Source organism: Streptomyces sp. NPDC020742 (genome assembly GCF_040641675.1).
Classification (GTDB): domain Bacteria; phylum Actinomycetota; class Actinomycetes; order Streptomycetales; family Streptomycetaceae; genus Streptomyces.
In genome coordinates this window covers 56,666-72,177 of sequence record NZ_JBFAEA010000026.1, presented here as the reverse complement: position 1 = coordinate 72,177, position 15,512 = coordinate 56,666, and the positions used below count along the sequence as shown (strand labels likewise).

Sequence of the window (15,512 nt, the reverse complement as noted above, 5' to 3'; positions counted from 1 at the left end):
CGCGCGGTGCGGTGGTGCGGCTCAGAGAGCCGCGGAGCCCGACGTCCGACGACGGCGGACGGTGAAGACCGCGCCCGCGCCGGCGACCACGGCGACCCCGCCCACCAGGGCGAGGGTCGGCAGCGCCGAGGAGGAACCGGTCTCGGCGAGCTTGCCGGTGACCGGGAGGTCCTTCAAGTCGCCCTGCGGGGCGGGCTTGTTGCCCTTGTGCTTGCCGGGCTTGCTCTTGGCCGGCGGCACGCTGCCCGGCTTGCTGCCCGCGGCCAGGATGTCGAAGTCGTACTCCGCGACGTCCGAGAAGCCGCAGACGTCGTCCTCGTTGTGGTACGCGCCGATGCTGAACGCGAAGCCGTAGCTGCCCGGCGTCTTGGCGTCGACCTTCAGCCGCAGCTTGGCGTCGGCGTACTCACCGGGCTTGAGGCCGTCGACGGAGGCGAAGTAGCCGTCCTCGTCGGTGATGGCCTCCCAGGCGCGGGTGTCCTCGTCGTACCACTGCACGGTCAGCAGCTTGGAGATGTCGTCGAAGGAGCCGGTGCTGAGGCCGTTCAGTGCGACGTATGCGTCGACCGACTTCATCGCCTTGTGGGAGGTGTTGGTGGCGCGGAAGGTGAAGTTCTTCCAGCCGGAACCGGCCACGACCTTGCTGGGCAGACCGCGCAGTTCGGTCGAGATCGCCGTCTCCTCGGACTGCTTGGCGCAGGTCGGGTCCTCGTCGTCCGCGGTCGGCTCGACGGTGGGCTTGGCCGAGGCGGAGGGCTTGGGGGAGCCGGTCGGCTTGGTGTCGCCGGACGGGGTGGCCGGGGTGGTCGGCCCGGTCTCCGTAGCGTTCCCGGCCTCCCCACCGGTTTCGGTGTCGCCGCCCGGGGTGGCGTTCCCGCCCGGGGTGGCCTGGTCGTCGGCGGCCGGGGTCTCCGGCTGCGTGGTGGTCCCGTCGGACGGGTCCGCGCCGGAGGTGCCCGTCGTCGGCTCGGCACTGACGCTGGTGTCGGTGTCGGTGCCCGTGGCGAACGCGGCAGGGGCCGCCAGCAGGGCGGCGGGGGCTATGACGGCCGTCGCGGCGGCAGCCGTCAGGGCACGGCGAAGCTTCATCGAGAAGACCTCTCGGGGTCCAAAGTGCCGTGGGGGCACCAGTGGGTAGCGGGCCGTCGCGGTGGGGCGCGGTATGGCCGTGCGATTGCACGTACATGACTGGTCATGGCCAAAAATGGTTGTCCACTCACACGGAACGAGGGGCGTGATACCGATCACATCCCTCACAGCTGCCGCACAGGGAACACACAGCTGGTGCACAGCCCGGCCACAGGAACGGCCGCCTCCACGTCCTCCGCGCCGGACACAGCGAAGGGCCCCGGACGCCGTCCGCGAGGGGGGTGCGGACGGCCACGGGGCCCTTGGCTTTCGGTGCCGGCGTCAGGGCAGCGCCGGCACCGAGGAGCGGCGCTGGGGGGGTAGCGCCGCTGGCTCGGGGTGGTGCTCGGGGGTGGTGCGGAGGTCGTGCCGACCCGGGCCCAGCGCAGTGCTCGGGGCCGTGCCGGATGCGGCAGGTCGTTCGTCAAGCATCGTCCTGGATGCGCCTCACCTGGCGCAACCGTTTCGACCGGATGCGGTCGGTCCCGGGCGTCCCCAGGACCGACCACCCCATCGGATGTGACCGGGCTGCTGTCCCCTGCTGACCGGTCACGGCGCCGGAGCGAGGTCCCACGACGCGGACCGCGGTCAGCGGCCGGCGTCTCATCGCTCCGAGTTTCCGCCCGTGAGGCGGCGTCTACGCGTAGTCCTGCAGGCCACCCCTGGCTGGCGTGGCACCGGGAACAACGAAGCCTCGCGGCGGGCGGTCACGCGCCGTACGGGTGAGACGGCAACCGAACGCAGATCCAGCAGCTGCGCCGGGCGCGCACGCCGGTGCAATGCGCCCAGCGGCTCCCCAGAAACCGACCGAAGAGCAAAGGAAACCAGCCACAGTCACCTCCCCGGACGGTGCGGGCCGCCGGGCGGGGAGGGTCGGTGTACCGGTCCTCAGATCTGGCCCCGGGACAGCTCCAGCAGCGTCATCGCCAGCGCGGTGCCCGGCTTGCCGAGCTGGTCGCGGTAGTGGGCGAGGATCTCCATCTCGCGGGAGAGGCTCACCCGCCGGCCGCCTGAGGTGATCCGCTCACGTTGGATGACGGCCGAGACGGCCATCCGTTCCTGCACCAGGCCGATGATCCGGCCGTCGAGATCGTCGATCCGGCGCCGGGCGTCGGTGATCAGCCCGGCCGCCTCGGGGGTGTGGGCGCCGGTGTCGGGGGCGGTGGAGGTCGTGGTGCTCATGCGGTGTCTCCTGGGGTACGGGGGCCCCGGAGCCGGTCATCAGGTCCGGACGTGCACAGGCGCCCCGGACCTTGTTCGGCCCGGGGCGCCTGGGAAAGTGCTCGTCAGTGGATCAAGCAGCACGACCATGGCAGCCGGACGGGCCGGTGCCATAGGTAAAGACGAAGGTCAGCTGCTGGAACATGTGGCTCAGTATGAGCCCGTTAGAATCGAAAGTCCAACCCCTGCTCCACACCGCCGGAAGGCCGCCGAAGTGCCATCAGCGCCCCCTGCCGCTGCCCCGGACGTCGTCCTCGTAGTCGACTTCGGCGCACAGTACGCCCAGCTCATCGCCCGTCGCGTCCGCGAGGCGCGGGTCTACAGCGAGATCGTGCCGTCCACCATGCCGGTGGCGGAGATGCTCGCCAAGAACCCCAAGGCGATCATCCTCTCCGGCGGTCCCTCGTCGGTCTACGCGGAGGGCGCCCCGCGCCTGGACCGCTCCCTCTTCGAAGCCGGCGTCCCGGTCTTCGGCATGTGCTACGGCTTCCAGCTCATGGCCACCACGCTCGGCGGCACCGTCGACAACACCGGTGCCCGTGAGTACGGCCGTACCCCGCTGACCGTCAGCCGTCCCGGGTCCACCCTCTTCGAGGGCACCCCCGCCGAGCAGTCGGTGTGGATGTCGCACGGCGACGCCTGCTCCGCCGCCCCCGAGGGCTTCACGGTCACCGCGTCCACCGACGTGGTCCCGGTCGCCGCCTTCGAGAACGACGAGAAGCGGCTCTACGGCGTCCAGTACCACCCCGAGGTGATGCACTCCACGCACGGCCAGCAGGTCCTGGAGCACTTCCTCTACCGCGGTGCTGGCATCGAGCCGAACTGGACCACCCATAGCGTCGTCGAGGAGCAGGTCGCCGCGATCCGCGCCCAGGTCGGCACCAAGCGCGCGATCTGCGGGCTGTCCGGCGGCGTGGACTCCGCGGTCGCCGCCGCTCTCGTCCAGAAGGCCATCGGCGACCAGCTGACCTGCGTCTACGTCGACCACGGCCTGATGCGCAAGGGCGAGTCCGAGCAGGTCGAGAAGGACTTCGTGGCCGCCACCGGCGTCCAGCTGAAGGTCGTCGACGCCGAGGAGCGCTTCCTGACCGCGCTCGCCGGGGTCAGCGACCCCGAGCAGAAGCGGAAGATCATCGGCCGGGAGTTCATCCGGGTCTTCGAGCAGGCCCAGGCCGAGCTGGTCGCCGAGGCCGGCGCCGAGGGCGAAGAGGTCGCCTTCCTGGTCCAGGGCACGCTCTACCCGGACATCGTCGAGTCCGGCGGCGGCACCGGCACCGCCAACATCAAGTCGCACCACAACGTCGGCGGGCTCCCCGACGACATCGAGTTCGAGCTCGTCGAGCCGCTGCGCCAGCTGTTCAAGGACGAGGTCCGGATGGTCGGCACCGAGCTCGGCCTGCCGGACGAGATCGTGCACCGCCAGCCGTTCCCCGGCCCCGGCCTGGGCATCCGCATCGTCGGCGAGGTCACCAAGGAGCGCCTGGACCTGCTGCGCGAGGCCGACGCCATCGCCCGCGAGGAGCTGACCGCGGCCGGCCTGGACCGGGAGATCTGGCAGTGCCCGGTGGTCCTGCTCGCCGATGTCCGCTCGGTCGGCGTCCAGGGCGACGGCCGCACCTACGGCCACCCGATCGTGCTGCGCCCGGTGTCCTCCGAGGACGCGATGACCGCCGACTGGACCCGGATGCCGTACGACGTGCTGGCCCGGATCTCGACCCGGATCACCAACGAGGTCGCCGACGTCAACCGCGTGGTGCTGGACGTGACCAGCAAGCCGCCGGGCACCATCGAGTGGGAGTGACCGACCCGGCCGCCCCCTGAGCCACGACCGCGCCGCCGTCCCGCTACCGGGGCGGCGGCGCGGTGCTTTACCGGGGCGGCGGGGCGGTGCTTTACCAGGGCGGCGGGGCGGTCCTCTACCGGGAGGCCGGGGTGCGCACCGCCGCCGGCCCGCGGTTCACAGCCCCTCCACGGCATCCGACGGCTCCCTGTATGGCCTCTTCACCTGCCGCGGCGTAGCTTCCCGGGCGAGCCACCCGCAACCGAGGAGAGCCGCGATGCCCGAGTCGAGCGCGCCGACGCCCCTGCCCACCGAGCAGCTGCACTTCGCGATGCCGCCGCAGCACGCCACCGTCGAGGGCGAGCGCCGCCACCGCAAGGAGCGCCTGGTGGCGGCGTTGCGGCTGTTCGGCCGGCGCGGACTGGAGGAGGGCGTCGCGGGCCATGTCACCGCGCGGGACCCGGAGTTCCCCGACTGCTTCTGGGTCAACCCGTTCGGGATGTCCTTCCGGCTCATCACGGTCGGCGACCTGATCCTGGTGAACGCGGACGGCGCAGTCGTCGAGGGCCGCTACCACGTCAACCAGGCGGCGTTCGCGATCCACGCCCAGATCCACCTGGCCCGCCCCGACGTCGTCGCCGTGGCGCACAGCCACTCCACCTACGGACGGGCGCTCGCCGCGCTCGGCGAACTCCTGGAGCCGATCACCCAGGACGTCTGTGCCTTCTACGAGGACCATGCGCTCTTCGACGCCTACACGGGCGTGGTGGTCGACGCGGCGGAAGCCGCCCGGATCGCGGCCGCGTTGGGGCCGCACAAGGCCGTGATCCTGCGCAACCACGGGCTGTTGACGGTCGGCGACTCGGTGGACGCGGCGGCCTGGTGGTTCCTGGCGATGGAGCGCGCCTGCCAGGTGCAGCTGACCGCGAAGGCCGCCGGGAAGCCGGTCCTGATAGACCACCAGGACGCCGTCCGCACCCGCGAGCAGCTGGGCAACGACCTGGTGGCCTGGATCAACTACCAGCCGCTGTACGAGCAGATCGCGCGAAGTGAGCCGGACCTGTTCGACTGAGCAGCGCGGCGGTCGCCGTCCGCCCACGGGGCAGCAGTCCTCGTGCCGTCCGGACGGCGCGGTGGGGGCGCGGGGCGGGGCGTTCCGCGGGCCCACCGCGCGGTGGGGTGGATCAGAGGTGGGGGAAGAGGTTCAGGAACGGCTCCGCGCCGGCCGAGATGCCCCGGCTGAACGGTGCGTCGAAGTCCCAGACCAGGAACAGCAGGAAGGCGATCAGCGCGCTGAAGAGCCCGGCCATCAGCAGCTCCCGCCCCGAACGCCGGATCTGCAGGGTGAAGATGACCCCGATGGAGATGGCGCCCCCGGTGATCAGCCCGAACCACACCACCCCGGGCAGCGTGGAGTCGGCCGCGTCCGCCCGCGCCGAGCGGGCCGCGTCGACGGCCCCCACCTGGTCCACCAGCGGCTGGTAGGACTGCGCCTCGAAGTCGTTGGCCGGGCGGTAGTCGGTGACATCGGCCCGGACCGTCGCCAGCAGCTCGGTGCCGCGCCGGGTCAACTGCCCCTGCTCGGCCATCATGGGCCACTCCTTGTGCACCACATGGGACGCGTAGGCCCGCACGTCGGAGCGGATCCGGTCGCGCACCGGCACGGGGTAGGCCCGGGCCCGCGCGCTGACCTCGTGCAGGGCCTGCGCCTCGGTCCGTACGGTGTCCTCGGCGGCGCTCCTGGCCTCCCAGACACCGGCGATGGCCAGACCCAGCACGATCGCGTACACCACCCCCACCATCATCGTCAGATACTCGATCACATCGGGCGATTCGGTCGGGTCGTCGTCCGCGCTGACCCGGCGCTCCTTGAGGACGGTGATGAGCAGGACGACACCGCAGACCGCGGCCATGGCGATGCCCAGCACCAGCCATTGGGACATGGGGACCTCCTACGAGGAACGGCGCCCGGCGGAGCCGGACGAGGAGCGCGAACGGGGACGGAGGGCGGCGGCCGCCAGCACGGCCGGGGCGGTGATCAGCAGGGTCGTGGTCACCACGGAGCGCCCGCCGCGCGGTGCGGGGGCCGCCCGGACGTAGCGGTGGGGCCGCACCGGTGGGGGCGGCGTCGCACGGCGCCGCAGGGTGGGCGCGGGTGGTGGGGGAGTGGGGCGGGCGCGTGGCGGCGGTGGGGGCGCGGGTGGTTTCGGCGGTGGCGGCGGTGGCGGTGGTTTCGGTGGCGGGGTCGCTCGGGGAGCGGGCGCGGGCGGTCGTGGGGCGGGTCGCCGGATGCGCGGGCGGGACGGCGGTGGCGGTGCGGAGGCGGTCGGGCGCGTGGTCCTGGTGCAGGGGAAGTGCCAGCCGTGCGGCATGGGGAAGTCGGTCGGTACGTCCACGGGCGGCGCGGTCCCGGCGTAGGCGCAATTGTCGTCGGTGTGCGGCGCGTTCGGCCGGTCCCGGGCGGTCGCCGGTGCCGCGGGGGCGAACAGGGTGAGGGCCCCGGCCAGCAGGAGCAGGGCGGCGGCCAGGAGGCCGGCCCCGAGACGGGCGGTGCCGCCGGGACCCGGACGCGCTTGACGGCCCGGCTGCCCTGGAGGGGCGGTGCCGCCGGGGCCCGGACGCGCTGGATGGCCCGGCTGCTCCGGAGGGGCGGGCTGCTCGGAAGGGCCCGGCCGTTCTGGAGGGTCCGGCTGCCCTGGGGGGTCCGGCTGCGCTGGACGGTGCGGCCGCTGCCCTGGACGGTCCGGCCGCAGGTCACCCGGTCGGTACGGGCCGTGATCTCCGGTTATTTGACGCACGGCGAGAGCTTGCGCAGCGTGCGCTCCGCTCAGCCGTCGCCGTCCCCCGGTTCGCCCGAAGGGGGGAAGCGCCCTGTTTGCCTGGTCGGCCGCCGGCCAGGTGTGCGGGTGCGGGCGCCGGGCGTCAACGCGCCGTTGCCGCCACCACCCGCCGGCAGCTGGACGGGTACGCCGGCACCCCTCGGGGTGCGGCACAATTCGCCCTTGACGAGCATGAGTTGACGGCGAGCGGTGTCGGGGCGGTAACGGACGTGTCGGTGGGTGCGGCGGACAGGATGGCCGGAGCGGGTGGGCCGGCGGGCGGCGCGGCGGGTGCCGACGGCGGCGAGTGCCGGTGCGGGCAGTGCCCGCACGGCGCCCGGGCGGGACACCGGCAGGCCGTCGCCGCCTTTGTCGCGCTCCGCGAGGAGTTCGCCGCCGGGCGCGGGGTCCCCGCCGGGCTCGCCCACTCCGCGGGCGCGGCCCGCCAGTGGGTCTCCGACGAACTCACCCTCTCGGCACGCGAGATGGCCCGGCGCGGCACCGACGAAGGCGTCGCCTGGCTGGCGGCCGTACGGGGGCGCACCCTGCTGGCGGTCTGGGGCGCGGTGCTGGCGCTGCTGGTCGGCCAGTCGCTGACCGCCCTCGACGGGGGCTGGACGGCCGCCCGTACGGCGGGGCTGGCCGCCGCCGTCGTCCTGGCGTCGGGGCTGACCGCGGCGGCGCTGCGGCACGGGGTGCACGGCGGGGCGCTGGCCCCGCTGATCGGCGAGGACGGCCGGCTGTCCACCTCGCGGACGGTCGCCGCGGGCTGGGCCGGTGCGGTGCTCTACGCGGTGCTGCTGTCCGCCCTCCGCCTGGCTGGCGCCACCCCGCCGGAGCGGCACCGGCTGCTCCAGGGGCTGACGCTGGGCGGCTCGGGCGCCCTGCTGGCGGTGCTGGCCGTGGGCTGTGGGGTGGCGGTGCTGGCGTACGGGCTGGTCGCCGCGCGGGTGCGGACCGGGCGGCTGCAGAAGGTCCCCGCGCAGCGGCCGCGCGCCGCCGATCTGCTGACCGACGACGCGGGGCGCGGCAGCTTCCCGGACGTGCAGTACGTCCTGATCCAGGCGGCCGTGCTGGTCCTCGCCCTGGTACAGCTGGCCGGGCGGCCGGAACAACTCCCGCGGCTGCCCTGGGGAGTGGTCGCGCTGGTGGTCCTCTCCGGGGCGACCTACCTGGCGGGGAAGCTGACGACCGGCGGGCGTCCGGTGATCCTCTCCGTCGTCCGCTCCCGTGAGCTGGGGGACCTGGCCGCGCCGGTCCGGACCGGCGATGACATCGAGATCCGTGGCGCCGGCTTCGTCCCCCCGGGTGCCACCACGCCGGACCGGCTCGCCCGGACCGTGGTGCGGATCGGCACGGTCCATGTGTCCGTCCCGCTCGTCCCGGTGCCCGGTGGATTCGCCAATCCGACGGACGGGGTGCTCACCGTTCCGGTGCCGGTCGATGTCGAACCGGGGCGGGTGGACGTCCGGGTGATCACCGCGGCGGGCGTGGAGACCGACGCCTACCCGCTCGACATCGTGGAGTGAGGCCGGCGGCGTGCCGCGGCAGACCGGCTGGCCGGCCGGTGGTGGTGGGTCGGGCGGCGTGACCGGGGGCGAGGGGGAACGGGGCGCGGTGGCCGGCCGAGGGGCGAGGGGGGCGGCATGACCGCCGGCCCGGGGCGTACGGGGCGGTGTCTTCGACGGGCGGCGACCTCGGCCGGGGAGCGGGGCGGCGGTTGCCCGGGCGCCGTGGGTGTCGGTTCCGTGTGCGTCCGCTGCCCGAAGTGCGACGGTCGGTTGAACCTCTGGCGCAGGTGCGTACGTACCTCTCCCTGAGGCTCGGGCGCGGGCACAATCGTCTGCTCCCGGTGGCAACGGAGAGGCGGACGTCATGGTTCACGCGAATCGCACGATCGGTGCCGACTTGGCAGGGGCGGGTGCCGATGGCTCCGCTGCCGGCCTGCGGGCGCAGCTGGCGCGCCATGCGCTGCTTCCGCTGCGGCTCTTCCTCGGCGCCACCTTCCTCTACGCGGGCCTCGACAAGCTGATGGACCCGGCGTTCCTGGCCGCCGGCGGGACCGGGTCGCTCGGCGAGATGCTGCGCCAGGTGCACGACACGGCGGCGCTGCCGCAGATGGTGGACCTCGCCCAGAAGAGCCCGGTCGGCTTCGGCTACGCCATCGCGGCCGGCGAACTGGCGGTGGGGCTCGGCACCCTCGTCGGCCTGCTGGGGCGGCTGGCCGCGTTCGGCGGCGCGCTGATCTCGCTGTCGCTGTGGCTCACCGTGAGCTGGTCGACGACGCCGTACTACTACGGCAACGACCTCGCCTACCTGGTGGCCTGGGTCCCGCTCGTCCTGGCCGGCACCCCGCGGTTCTCCCTGGACGCGGTGCTGGCGATGCGGCGGAAGCGGCACGGGATGCAGCTGTTCGGCTAGGGCGTTTCTTTTGGATCTTCGTGGATCAGGGGGCGGGGCCGCCGGCCCGGTGGGGGCCGACGGGCCGGCGGCGGTGGCCTCAGGGCTCCTGTGTCTTACGGAGGCGTCGGCGGCGGGCCGTTGCCCACAGGGTGGCGGTGATCCCGGAGAGCAGCAGGCCGGCGGGGACGACGAGGAGGAGCCAGGGGCCGGGCGCACGCCACAGGCCCAGGGCGTCCAGGCCGTAGGCGGTGCCGACGGCCAGTGCGGTCAGGCCGCTGACCAGACGGGCCGGCTCGAAGGGGTGGCGCTTCACGGGGACACTCCGTCAGGGGTCGGGGCGGTCGGCAGGCCCGGGAGGGCCGGGAGGGTGGGTATGCCCGCGTCGGCCGGCGGGGTCGGGCCCGTCGGTGGGGTGGGGAAGGGCGGTGTGGTCGGTGGGGCCGGGGTCGGGATGGGGGGTGTGGGGAGGCTCGGGTCGCCCGGCAGGGCGGGGGCCGCGCCCGGGCGCTGGATGTCCACCTGGCCGGCACCGATGTGGAGGTCGAGATCCAGGGTGCCGTGCGGCCGTTCGCCCTTCTTCAGGCCCTCGGCGGGCAGGGTGACCGTCCGCTGCCGGCCACCGGCCAGCAGCTGCACATCGTCCGGTGCCTCGCCGGGCAATTGGATGTCGCCGACGCCGAGCGAGATGTGCAACCGGGCGGTGACCTGCTGGGGCAGGACCACCCGCAGCCGGCCGGCGCCCACCTCCGCGGCCGTACGGACCGTCTGCCCGCGCTTGAACGACAGCTCGCTGAGGTCCAACTCGCCCTGCCCCGAACCCAGTGCGTAGTGCGGTCGGACCTCGGCGACGGTGCGGGGCGTCCAGGCGATCTGCTGCCAGTGGGTGGTGACGGTGCGGGGGAGCACGGTCGCGCCGGCCAGCAGCACGGCCGTACACACCACCAGGAAGACCGTGCCGCCGCCGGTCCGGCCGAACCAGGCGCTGACGACCAGCCCCAGGCCAAGCACCACCAGCGCGGCGGCCAGCCCCGCCTGCAGGGTCGGGGCGAAGGCCGCGTGTCCGTGGACGGCGGCCGCGGTGCCGAAGCCGGCGAACAGCGCCAGCAGGAACGTCCAACCGCCGATCGGGGGGCCGTCGCGACGCCTGCGCGGGGCCGGCCGGGTGTCGTACGGCGGCACCGGCGGGGCCGGCCAACCGCCCTGCGGCCGGGGGGCGGTGACGGAGGTGGCGCCGTGCTCGAAGCGGTAGGTGAGGCCCACGGGGAGCGGGGTGTTGTCCGGTCCCCACAGATAGCCCGGACCGGCGGCATCCGGGGAGCGCGGATGCCGCCACCAGGACGGGCCGGCAGGTGACGGGGGCGCCATGGTCTCCGGCGGGGCGTCGGCGACGGCCTGGGCGGTGGCCGGGTCCATCGACTCCGGGCCCTGGGCCTGCACCTGACGGCGCCGGCGCGACCAGTACGCGGAGCCGGCCAGCGCCAGCAGCAGCATGATGGCGAAGGACAACAGGCTGCCCTTGGCGAGGGTCGTCAGGAACAGGCCGCAGCCGACCAGCGCGCACAGCAGCGCCGTCAGGGCCGAGCCCTCGACACGGCCGGAGAGCAGCCGGCGGCCGTCGTTCTCGTCCTCGCCGTCGAGGGGGATGAGCAGCCACGCGAAGCCGTAGACGATCAGGCCGAGGCCGCCGACTGCGAGCACGGCGAGCACGATCCGGAAGATCACCGGGTCGAGGTCCCACTGCCGGCCGAGCCCGCCGCACACTCCGCCGACGACCTTGTGCCGCCGGCTGCGGCGCAGCGGGGCGGGCGGCGGGGTGGGGCCGGCGGGTCCGGAGGGCGCCGGCTCCTCGGCGGGGGCTGCTTCGTTCATGGACCCATGGTGACAAGACCGCCGCGGCCCCGGCATCCGTGGAAACCCTGGCTGATCCCTGAGATCCGGCGCCGGCGGCCCCGGCATGCCCCAGGGGGGTCCCGAAACCCCTCGTGGGTTCGCATATGCCCCCAGCCCGCCACGTTGGCTGGAACACGGCCATGGACACGGGGTAGCCGGGGGGCTGTTCGCCGGCGCCGGAGACTATCGTTGCGCCCTGGATACGTACGGGTTTCCGGAGGGGCGTGCGGTGGCGGAGGCGGCGTCGGTGGACGAGGGGCGACTGGTCGCCAGGCGGTATCGCCTGGTTGAGCGGATAGGCCAGGGCGGGATGGGCACCGTCTGGCGGGCCCGGGACGAACTCCTCGGGCGGCAGGTCGCGGTCAAGTGCCTGCATGTGTCGCCGCAACTTGAGGCGGACGAACTGGCCACCCGCTTTGAGCGCACCACCCGCGAGGCGCAGGCCGCGGCCCGCATCAACCACCCCAATGTGGTGAGCGTGCACGATGTCGTCGACGACGCCGGGATGCCGTGCATCGTCATGGAGTACGTCCCCTCCACGACGCTCGGCGACGCCATCAAGGAGGCGGCCCGGTCCGACAGTTCGGTCGACCCGCGCGAGGCCGCCCGGATCGGCCGCGGCATGATCGCCGCACTGCGCGCCGCCCACTCCGCCGGTGTGCTGCACCGCGACGTCAAACCGGGCAATGTGCTGCTCGGTGAGGACGGTCGGGTCGTGCTCACCGACTTCGGCATCGCGGTCGCCAGCGGCACCTCCACCCTCACCAAGACCGGCGAGCTGGTGGGCTCCATCGACTACTTGGCGCCCGAGCGCGTCAAGGGCGGCACCCCGGGCCCCGCCTCGGACCTGTGGGCCCTGGGCGCGACGCTCTATCAGGCGGTCGAGGGGCGGCCCCCGTTCCGGAAGAACACCGCGGTCGAGACGGCGTACGCGATCGCCATGGACCCGCTGGAGCCGCCGCGCGAGGGCGGGCCGCTGACCGCCCTGATCGAGGCGCTGCTCGCCAAGGAGCCGGCCGACCGGCCCAGCGCCGAGGTCGTCGAACAGGCGCTGCGGGCCGCCGAGACCGACGCGGAGACGGCCCTGATGGGCTGGCCGACACTATCGCTGCGGAAGGGCGGCACCGATCCGGCCGGGCCCGACGACCGGACCGAGGCGCCCACCACCGCGGTGTCGCACACCGGCGCCGGCACCGCACCGAGCGGCACCGGGACGCCTGCCACCGGGACGTCCGCCACCGGAGAGGTGACCGGCCCGATCGCCGTCCCCGAGGGCGCCGTGCCGGGGCAGCGCACCGGCAGCCGGACCGACGTGCTGTCCCACGGCCAGGTCTCCCCCGGGCGGCGTGGCGCGCGGTACGTGGGCTGGGCCGTCGCCGGGGTGTTGGCCGTCGGAGGCGGTGCGGGCTCGGCCTGGTACCTGCTGCACCCCGACGACAACACCGGTACCGTCCAGACGCCCCAGGGGCACGACAAGAAGCCCCCGGTACAGCCCAGCCCGCCCAAGAGCAGCATCGGACCGCCGCCGCCCCTCCCCGATGGCTACCGCCGGGCGGACGAGACCGCGCTGGGCGTCTCCCTCCCGGTGCCCAAGGGCTGGAAGCGGGAGGCCAGGGACGGCGGACGGCAGATCGTCTACTCCTCCAGGTGGGCCCAGCTCACGCTCAGCGTCCTGGACTTCTCCTCGGGGGACCAGGTGCAGCACTTCAAGGAAGTCGAGTCCGACGTCAAGAAGAGCTACCCCGTCTACCACCGGCTGCGGATGCAGAGCACCGTCTTCCAGGGCGACCCCGCGGCGATCTGGGAGTTCACCTTCGGTGGCCGGGCCCGCCCCTTCCGGGGCGTCGACCTCGGGTTCGGTCGCGAGGGCGAGAAGGAGTACGCGCTCTACGTGTCCGCGCCCCAGGATTCCTGGTCGATGTACGAGAAGGTCTTCACCAACGTCAAGGACGGCTTCCGCAAGACCGGGTCGACGGCGGACTGAGGCGAGGCCCCCGGGCCCCGGACCGGCCCGGGGGAAACGTCAGGGGCGGGTTCAGGGTCCACCCTGATGCCCCGGGCCTGCCCCGCGTGTGACGATCTGGGGCATGACCACAGCTCCCCCGCGCGCCGAACCAGGCCACGGCCCGGCGCCGGAACCCGACGACCCGCCCGTGCGAAAGCTCTACCGCAGCGCCGAGGGGCGGCTGCTCGGTGGCGTCGCGCGCGGGCTCGCCGGGCATCTGGGGCTGCCGGTCTCCTGGGTGCGGATCGTGTTCGTCGCGCTGTTCATGGCCGATGGCATGGGTGCGCTGCTGTACGCCGCGTTCTGGTTCTTCGTGCCGCTGGGCCTCGGCGGCGTGGAACACCGCCCGTTCGTCCCGGGCGAGGCGAGGCGGCGCCTGCGGATGGCCCGCAGGCCCGACCGGGGCCAGCTCTTCGCGCTGATCGCGCTGCTGATCGGTGCGGCCGTCGTCGCCTCCCGGTTCCAGCTGGGCCAGGCCGACGGCTATCTCTGGCCGGTGCTGCTGATCGGCGCCGGTGTCGCCCTGGTGTGGCGGCAGGCGGACAACTCCCGCCGTGCGCAATGGCTGGAGCTCGGCCGCCGCAAGGCCCTGCTGCCGGTGCTGCGCGGCGCGGCCGGGGTGCTGCTGGTCTGCATCGGGGTCACCGGCATCGTCGTGCTCCAGGGCTCGGTGCGGCACCTGGGCTCGGTGCTGCAGGCCTCGCTCGCCGTCGTCGTCGGCATAGCCCTGTTGGCGGGCCCCTATCTCGTACGGATGATGCAGGACCTCTCCGAGGAGCGGCTGATGCGCATCCGCGCCCAGGAGCGCGCCGAGGTGGCCGCCCACGTCCACGACTCCGTGCTGCACACCCTCACCCTGATCCAGCGCAACGCCGACCACCCCAAGGAGGTGGCGCGGCTGGCCCGCGCCCAGGAGCGCGAGCTGCGGGCCTGGCTCTACAAGCCCGAGGGCCGCGGCAAGGACGAGGAGGAGGAGCCGGCCACCGTGGCGGAGGCGGTCCGCGCCGCCGCCGCCGGGGTCGAGGACCACCACGGCGTCCCGATCGAGGTCGTGGTCGTCGGCGACTGCCTGCTGGACGAGGCGCTGGGCGCCCAGATGCAGGCCGCGCGCGAGGCGATGGTCAACGCCGCCAAGTACGGTGGCGAGGACGGCACGGTGCAGGTGTTCGCCGAGGTCGAGGGGCGCACGGTGTTCGTCTCGGTGCGCGACCACGGCCCCGGCTTCGACCTGGACGCGGTCCCCGCGGACCGCATGGGCGTACGGGAGTCCATCATCGGCCGGATGGAGCGCAACGGCGGCACGGCCCGGCTGCGTTCCGCCCCCGACGGCGGCACGGTCGTCGAGCTGGAGATGGAGCGCGCGGCGGAGCCCGCCGAATGACGGAGTACGAGGGCGGGCCGGCCGCTCCCGGCGGGGCACCACCGGCCGGGACAGGCGATGATGGCGGGGCAGACACCGAAGGGCGGGCGGAAGACATGAGCAGCGAGGGCGCACAGGGCGGGACCGGCGGCGGGGCCGAAGGGGGGCGGACCGTACGGGTCGTGCTGGTCGACGACCACCGGATGTTCCGCACCGGCGTGCAGGCCGAGATCGGGGAGACCGGCCGCACCGGCGTCGAGGTGGTCGGCGAGGCTGCCGACGTCGACCAGGCGGTCACGGTCATCACCGCCACCCGCCCCGAGGTCGTCCTCCTGGACGTCCACCTCCCCGGGGGCGGCGGCGTCGAGGTGCTGCGCCGCTGTGCCGCACTGTCGGCCGACACCGAGCGACCGGTCCGCTTCCTGGCGCTGTCGGTGTCCGACGCGGCCGAGGACGTCATCGGCGTCATCCGCGGCGGTGCCCGTGGCTATGTCACCAAGACGATCACGGGCACGGACCTGGTCGACGCGGTCTTCCGGGTCGCCGACGGCGATGCGGTCTTCTCCCCGCGGCTGGCCGGCTTCGTCCTGGACGCCTTCGCCTCGACCGACGCCCCGCCGGTCGACGAGGACCTGGACCGCCTCACCCAGCGTGAGCGCGAGGTCCTGCGGCTGATCGCCCGCGGCTACGCGTACAAGGAGATCGCCAAGCAGCTGTTCATCTCGGTGAAGACGGTCGAGTCCCATGTCTCGGCGGTGCTGCGCAAGCTCCAGCTGTCCAACCGCCACGAGCTGACCCGCTGGGCGGCCGCCCGGCGCCTGATCTGACGGCCTGACCTGCCCGTCCGTGCGGGCCCCGCAGGTCAGGGCCGGCACGGGACGGCCCCGCGGGGCCCGCGCGGCGGAA

At 73.8% G+C, this 15,512-nt stretch carries 13 protein-coding genes; 8 read left to right on the top strand and 5 right to left on the bottom strand.

The window, feature by feature from the left end; genetic code table 11:
• Window positions 1–21: 21 nt before the first annotated feature.
• Window positions 22–1,089 carry an LAETG motif-containing sortase-dependent surface protein gene (locus AB0G84_RS30490; protein WP_361327867.1) on the bottom strand — a complete coding sequence of 356 codons (1,068 nt, stop codon included), beginning with the start codon at window positions 1,087–1,089 and terminating at the stop codon, window positions 22–24.
• Window positions 1,090–2,016: 927 nt separating this feature from the next.
• Window positions 2,017–2,310 (bottom strand): chorismate mutase, encoded by a 294-nt coding sequence (locus AB0G84_RS30485; protein ID WP_361327864.1) that lies wholly within the window; start codon window positions 2,308–2,310, stop codon window positions 2,017–2,019.
• Window positions 2,311–2,563: 253 nt separating this feature from the next.
• Between AB0G84_RS30485 and guaA the strand changes: the two genes are divergently transcribed.
• Both guaA and AB0G84_RS30475 read left to right on the top strand, forming a co-directional pair.
• Entirely contained in the window at window positions 2,564–4,150 is a 1,587-nt protein-coding gene (gene guaA, locus AB0G84_RS30480) for a glutamine-hydrolyzing GMP synthase (RefSeq protein ID WP_361327861.1), read from the top strand.
• Window positions 4,151–4,406: 256 nt separating this feature from the next.
• Window positions 4,407–5,201 (top strand): class II aldolase/adducin family protein, encoded by a 795-nt coding sequence (locus tag AB0G84_RS30475; protein ID WP_361327858.1) that lies wholly within the window; start codon window positions 4,407–4,409, stop codon window positions 5,199–5,201.
• 112 nt (window positions 5,202–5,313) lie between these two features.
• Here AB0G84_RS30475 and AB0G84_RS30470 read toward each other — a convergent pair whose 3' ends face one another.
• The gene (locus tag AB0G84_RS30470; RefSeq protein WP_361327855.1) at window positions 5,314–6,072 is read right to left on the bottom strand and encodes a hypothetical protein; all 759 of its coding nucleotides are present in this window, start codon (window positions 6,070–6,072) and stop codon (window positions 5,314–5,316) included.
• Here AB0G84_RS30470 and AB0G84_RS30465 point away from each other — a divergent pair.
• From AB0G84_RS30465 to AB0G84_RS30455, 3 genes are all read left to right on the top strand, one after another.
• On the top strand, window positions 6,071–6,229 hold the full coding sequence (locus tag AB0G84_RS30465) for a hypothetical protein (protein WP_361327852.1): 159 nt from the start codon (window positions 6,071–6,073) through the stop codon (window positions 6,227–6,229). The two genes, AB0G84_RS30470 and AB0G84_RS30465, sit on opposite strands and share 2 nt — an antisense overlap.
• Window positions 6,230–7,202: 973 nt before the next feature.
• Window positions 7,203–8,477 carry a hypothetical protein gene (locus tag AB0G84_RS30460; RefSeq protein ID WP_361327849.1) on the top strand — a complete coding sequence of 425 codons (1,275 nt, stop codon included), beginning with the start codon at window positions 7,203–7,205 and terminating at the stop codon, window positions 8,475–8,477.
• Between the two features lie 346 nt (window positions 8,478–8,823).
• Complete coding sequence (locus AB0G84_RS30455; RefSeq protein WP_361327846.1) at window positions 8,824–9,369, top strand: TQO small subunit DoxD; 546 nt, start codon at window positions 8,824–8,826, stop codon at window positions 9,367–9,369.
• A 79-nt stretch (window positions 9,370–9,448) separates the two neighbouring features.
• Here AB0G84_RS30455 and AB0G84_RS30450 read toward each other — a convergent pair whose 3' ends face one another.
• Window positions 9,449–9,664 (bottom strand): hypothetical protein, encoded by a 216-nt coding sequence (locus AB0G84_RS30450; RefSeq protein WP_361327843.1) that lies wholly within the window; start codon window positions 9,662–9,664, stop codon window positions 9,449–9,451.
• The gene (locus AB0G84_RS30445) at window positions 9,661–11,220 is read right to left on the bottom strand and encodes a PspC domain-containing protein (protein WP_361327840.1); all 1,560 of its coding nucleotides are present in this window, start codon (window positions 11,218–11,220) and stop codon (window positions 9,661–9,663) included. Before AB0G84_RS30445 ends, AB0G84_RS30450 begins: the two co-directional genes overlap by 4 nt.
• Before the next feature lie 331 nt (window positions 11,221–11,551).
• Here AB0G84_RS30445 and AB0G84_RS30440 point away from each other — a divergent pair, with 331 nt between their 5' ends.
• The 3 genes from AB0G84_RS30440 (at window position 11,552) to AB0G84_RS30430 (ending at window position 15,433) form a co-directional block, all read left to right on the top strand.
• Window positions 11,552–13,225, top strand: a complete 1,674-nt coding sequence (locus AB0G84_RS30440) for a serine/threonine-protein kinase (protein WP_361327924.1) — start codon at window positions 11,552–11,554, stop codon at window positions 13,223–13,225.
• A gap of 103 nt (window positions 13,226–13,328) precedes the next feature.
• A complete protein-coding gene (locus AB0G84_RS30435; protein ID WP_361327837.1) occupies window positions 13,329–14,627 on the top strand; it encodes a PspC domain-containing protein in 1,299 nt (432 codons plus the stop codon).
• 95 nt (window positions 14,628–14,722) lie between these two features.
• Window positions 14,723–15,433, top strand: a complete 711-nt coding sequence (locus tag AB0G84_RS30430; RefSeq protein ID WP_361327835.1) for a response regulator transcription factor — start codon at window positions 14,723–14,725, stop codon at window positions 15,431–15,433.
• The last annotated feature ends 79 nt before the right edge of the window (window positions 15,434–15,512 follow it).

Coding starts and splice junctions, on each gene's coding strand:
- AB0G84_RS30490 (WP_361327867.1), bottom strand. CDS start 1,089: ATGAAGCTTCGCCGTGCCCTGACGGCTGCCGCCGCGACGGCCGTCATA.
- AB0G84_RS30485 (WP_361327864.1), bottom strand. CDS start 2,310: ATGAGCACCACGACCTCCACCGCCCCCGACACCGGCGCCCACACCCCC.
- AB0G84_RS30475 (WP_361327858.1), top strand. CDS start 4,407: ATGCCCGAGTCGAGCGCGCCGACGCCCCTGCCCACCGAGCAGCTGCAC.
- AB0G84_RS30465 (WP_361327852.1), top strand. CDS start 6,071: ATGGGGACCTCCTACGAGGAACGGCGCCCGGCGGAGCCGGACGAGGAG.
- AB0G84_RS30470 (WP_361327855.1), bottom strand. CDS start 6,072: ATGTCCCAATGGCTGGTGCTGGGCATCGCCATGGCCGCGGTCTGCGGT.
- AB0G84_RS30460 (WP_361327849.1), top strand. CDS start 7,203: ATGGCCGGAGCGGGTGGGCCGGCGGGCGGCGCGGCGGGTGCCGACGGC.
- AB0G84_RS30455 (WP_361327846.1), top strand. CDS start 8,824: ATGGTTCACGCGAATCGCACGATCGGTGCCGACTTGGCAGGGGCGGGT.
- AB0G84_RS30445 (WP_361327840.1), bottom strand. CDS start 11,220: ATGAACGAAGCAGCCCCCGCCGAGGAGCCGGCGCCCTCCGGACCCGCC.
- AB0G84_RS30440 (WP_361327924.1), top strand. CDS start 11,552: ATGGGCACCGTCTGGCGGGCCCGGGACGAACTCCTCGGGCGGCAGGTC.
- AB0G84_RS30435 (WP_361327837.1), top strand. CDS start 13,329: ATGACCACAGCTCCCCCGCGCGCCGAACCAGGCCACGGCCCGGCGCCG.
- AB0G84_RS30430 (WP_361327835.1), top strand. CDS start 14,723: ATGAGCAGCGAGGGCGCACAGGGCGGGACCGGCGGCGGGGCCGAAGGG.